Raw genomic sequence first — 3,821 nt, 5'->3', positions numbered from 1 at the left:
ACCTCCAGGGTGCTCGAGGATCTCGGTGCGCTGTCCAGCCAGTTCGACGCCCATGGTCGGGCGCTGGCGGAGGCCGCGGCCGTCGTGGAGCAGAGCAACCGCGACGCCAATGCCTCGATTTCCGACCGCAAGGCGGCGCTGGAATCGTTGATCACGACCATTGATCTGCGCACCACCGACCTCGACCAGCGGCTGTCACGCTTCACGGGCCTGCTCGATGAATCGCTGGCCGCGGCCGAGGAGCGCGCACGCGACATCGCCCGCGTGGTGGCGGAGACGGCCGGGGCCGGCTCGACCGCGATCAGCCGCCAGTTCGAGGCGATCCGGGCCAATGCCGAGGAGGCGCGCCAGGCGACCGGCGAACAGATGCAGAAGATCTACCAGCAGACGACGCGCGAAGCGGATGCGATGTTCAAGCAGTCCGCCGAGAAGTTCTCCACGCTGGTCACGAGCATGAAGCAGATGGCCGCCGAGATGCACACCGAGCTCGAGGCCACCCGCGAAGAGCTCCGCCGCGGCGTGCTGGAGATGCCGCAGGAGGCGGCCGAGAGCACCGCGCAGATGCGCAAGGTGATCGTCGACCAGATCGAAGCCCTCGCCGAGCTGAACCGTATCGTGGCCCATCATGGCCGCGGGCTCGACGTGGTCGGCGGTAACCGCGCCTCTGCCCCCGTCAACGTCCAGCGCCAGGAAGAGCCCGTCCTGGCCGCCGTCGGCGCCCGCGGCGAGCCACCGCGCATGCGAGACACCGGCAACATCGAACCGCCGGCCCGCATGCGAGATACCGGTAACATCGAGCCGCCGCCGCCCAGCCGCATGCGCGACGGCGTGAGCAGCGCCTCGAACCTGCCGCCGCCGGACCTTGGCATGGGCATGCCGCAGCCTTCGCGCCGCACCGAGGCCCCGCCGGTGAGCCCGGCCGCGGGCAACGACCAGGGACGCGACAGCTGGCTCTCCGACCTCTTGAACCGTGCCGACAACAATCGCGAGCCGCCGCGCGGCCGCGGGCCGCAGCAGGGTCAGAACCCGCTGGAATCGCTGTCGCTCGACATCGGCCGGCTGATGGACCGCAACCTCGCCGCCGAGATGTGGGACCGCTATCAGCGCGGCGAGAGCAAGTCCTTCACCAAGCGGCTCTACACGCCGGCCGGCCAGAAGGCGTTCGACGAGGTCGCCCGCAAATACCGCGCCGACCGCGGCTTCAAGCAGACGGTCGATCGCTACATCACCGAGTTCGAGCGGCTGCTCGACGAGGTCGCCCGCGACGAGCGCGGACCGCAGGCGCTGCGGGCCCAGCTCACCTCGGAGACCGGTCTCGTCTACACTCTGCTCGCGCACGCGGCCGGACGGCTCGGGTGAACAGCAGATAATAACAGGGAGCCAACAGGACGAACGGAGGCCGCGAGGCCTCCGTTTTGCATTCGACGCAGGCACGCAGCAGAATGGCTTTATGAGGGCAGACGAGGGCCACCTGCCCGCTGCCTCCTATTCGTCTTCTACGGCCGCCTCTGTGCGTTGGCCGCCGCCGGTGTCGCCGCCGGGGCCGGCTGCGCGGCCTGCGAACTGGAGTTACTGGCGCCGAACAGGACGCGGGTCGGGTTGCGGTCGAAATTGTTCACGGCGCGACTGATGTCGCCGAGCGTGCGGCGGCCGTCGGCCATCAGCGCGCCAGAGCGCTTGTCAAAATCTTCCGCCAGCTCGCGGATCGATTTCACGGTGAGGAACAGCTCGCCGCCATCCTTGCCGCCGGCGAGCGAGTTCAGTCCCAGCATCAGGCTGTCGGCGCGGCCCATGATGCCGTCGACCCGTGACATGACATTGTCGACCCGCTCGGCATTGCGCGCCAGCGACGCGGTAAAGGTCTCCAGGTTCTTCAGCGAGTTCCTGACTGCTTCCTGGTTGTCGGCAACCACCTTGTTGATGTTTTGCAGCGTGCCGCGGATCGCCTCGGTGACGTCCTGCAGCCGATTGGGATCGGCCGTGAGCGTCGGTACGCCATCTTCGTCGAGCGGTGCCGGCGGCGCCGCCTCCGCGCCGCCCTTGAGCGAGATCGCAGCGACACCCGTCAGACCCTGGAATTCCAGTCCGACCAGGGTGTCCTTCCGGATCGGAGCGCTGTTCTCAACCATCGCGAGTGCGACGACCCGACGCGGATTGTCGAGCTTTACCGAAATCACCTCGCCGACCCTGATACCATTGAAATTGACGCTGCCGCCGTTGCGCAGACCCGCCGCCGGGCCCTCGAAGACGATGCGGAGCGGCCCGCGCGCCTTGGTGGTGTGCAGGCTCTGGAACCAGAGCACGAACCCGAAGGCTGCGGCGATCACGGCCAGGGTGAAGGAGCCGATCAGGACATAGTTCGCCCGCGTTTCCATCAACAGCTCCGGTCACTCACCCGCGCGCAAGAGGCTCGAAGCAAGGTCGACTGCGCTTTCAAACTGTCTACGGGGCATGTCATGCTTCTCCCCCACGACGGCGCGGGCGCGCTTGCCATGAAAATAGGCCCGGAGCCAGGGATGCTGTGAGGCCTGCATGTCCGCCATCGTTCCTGCGGCGATGATCTTGCCGTTCCCCAGAACGGCAATCCGGTCGCAGGCGGTGTAAAGACTGTCCAGATCATGGGTTACCATGAAAACGGTCAGGCCCAAAGTGCGCTGCAGGGTCCGCACCAGCTCGTCGAAATCGCCGGCGCCGATCGGATCGAGGCCCGAGGTCGGCTCGTCAAGGAACACCAGTTCCGGATCGAGCGCGAGCGCGCGCGCCAGCGCCACGCGCTTGATCATGCCGCCGGAGAGCTCGCTTGGGAAACGGTCGGCGACCTCGGGCTTCAGGCCGACCATCCCGAGCTTGGCCACCATGATCTCGTCCATCAGCCGCTGCGAGACCTTCAAGTATTCGCGCACCGGGAACTGGATGTTCTGCCGCACCGTGAGCGATGAGAACAAGGCCCCCTGCTGAAACAGGATACCCCAGCGCCGCTCGACCGCACGACGCGCTGGGGAGTCGGCGGCATCGAGATCGACGCCGAACACCTCGATGCGGCCGCTCACCTTGGGGACCAGTCCGATGATGGTCCGGGTCAGCACCGACTTGCCGGCGCCGGAGGGACCGACGAAGCCCAGGATCTCGCCGCGCCTGACGTCGAGATTGAGGCCGTCGAGCACCCGTGTCTTGCCGAACTGGACGGTGATGTCGCGAACCCGGATGATGGCGTCGGAAGAAGCTGGCGCCATGGTCACATTCCGATCGAGGCGAAAAAAATTGCGAACAGGCCGTCCATGACGATCACGAAGAAAATGCCTTTCACGACGGACGCCGTGGTGTGCTGTCCGAGCGACTCCGCACTGCCCTGGACCGCCAGGCCCTCGACACAGGCGACGATGCCGATCACGGCGGCCATGACCGGCGCCTTGATCAGGCCAACCGTAAAGTGGTCGATCGAGATCGCATCGCGCAAGCGCAGCAGAAAGGCTTCCGGCTCGACACCGCCATAGAGCCAGGCCACCAGCCCGCCGCCATAGAGCGCCGCCATGTCGCCAAGGAACGCCAGAATCGGCAGCGCAATCACCAGCGCCAGCATGCGCGGCAGGATCAGGACCTCGACAGGATCAAATCCCATCGTGCGCAACGCGTCGATTTCTTCGCGCATCTTCATCGAGCCGAGCTCGGCGGTATAGGCGCTGCCGGAGCGGCCCGCGATCATGATCGCGACCAGGAGCACGCCGATCTCGCGCAGCACCAGCACGCCGAGCATGTCGACGACGAAGATGTCAGCGCCGAACCTGCGGAAATGAAAAATGCCCTGCTGGGAGATGATGCAG

Annotated in this window: 4 protein-coding genes; 1 reads left to right on the top strand and 3 read right to left on the bottom strand. The window is 66.5% G+C overall.

Features of this window, described 5'->3' with window-relative positions:
* The coding region (locus tag JOZ76_RS02700; RefSeq protein ID WP_441299964.1) for an OmpH family outer membrane protein at nucleotides 1-1,359 on the top strand (1,359 nt) is incomplete at its 5' end.
* Between the two features lie 137 nt (nucleotides 1,360-1,496).
* Here JOZ76_RS02700 and JOZ76_RS02695 read toward each other — a convergent pair.
* From JOZ76_RS02695 to JOZ76_RS02685, 3 genes are all read right to left on the bottom strand, one after another.
* Nucleotides 1,497-2,375 (bottom strand): MlaD family protein, encoded by an 879-nt coding sequence (locus tag JOZ76_RS02695; protein ID WP_291697089.1) that lies wholly within the window; start codon nucleotides 2,373-2,375, stop codon nucleotides 1,497-1,499.
* A 12-nt stretch (nucleotides 2,376-2,387) separates the two neighbouring features.
* Nucleotides 2,388-3,233, bottom strand: a complete 846-nt coding sequence (locus JOZ76_RS02690; RefSeq protein ID WP_291697088.1) for an ABC transporter ATP-binding protein — start codon at nucleotides 3,231-3,233, stop codon at nucleotides 2,388-2,390.
* A gap of 2 nt (nucleotides 3,234-3,235) precedes the next feature.
* Nucleotides 3,236-3,821 (bottom strand): MlaE family ABC transporter permease (locus JOZ76_RS02685; RefSeq protein ID WP_291697087.1); only part of this gene is annotated, 586 nt, incomplete at its 5' end.

Origin of the sequence: Bradyrhizobium sp. (assembly GCF_019244115.1) — a bacterium.
Classification (GTDB): Bacteria; Pseudomonadota; Alphaproteobacteria; order Rhizobiales; family Xanthobacteraceae; genus Bradyrhizobium.
The sequence above is the reverse complement of the archived record's forward strand: the minus strand, read 5'-3'. Positions and strand labels throughout refer to the sequence as shown.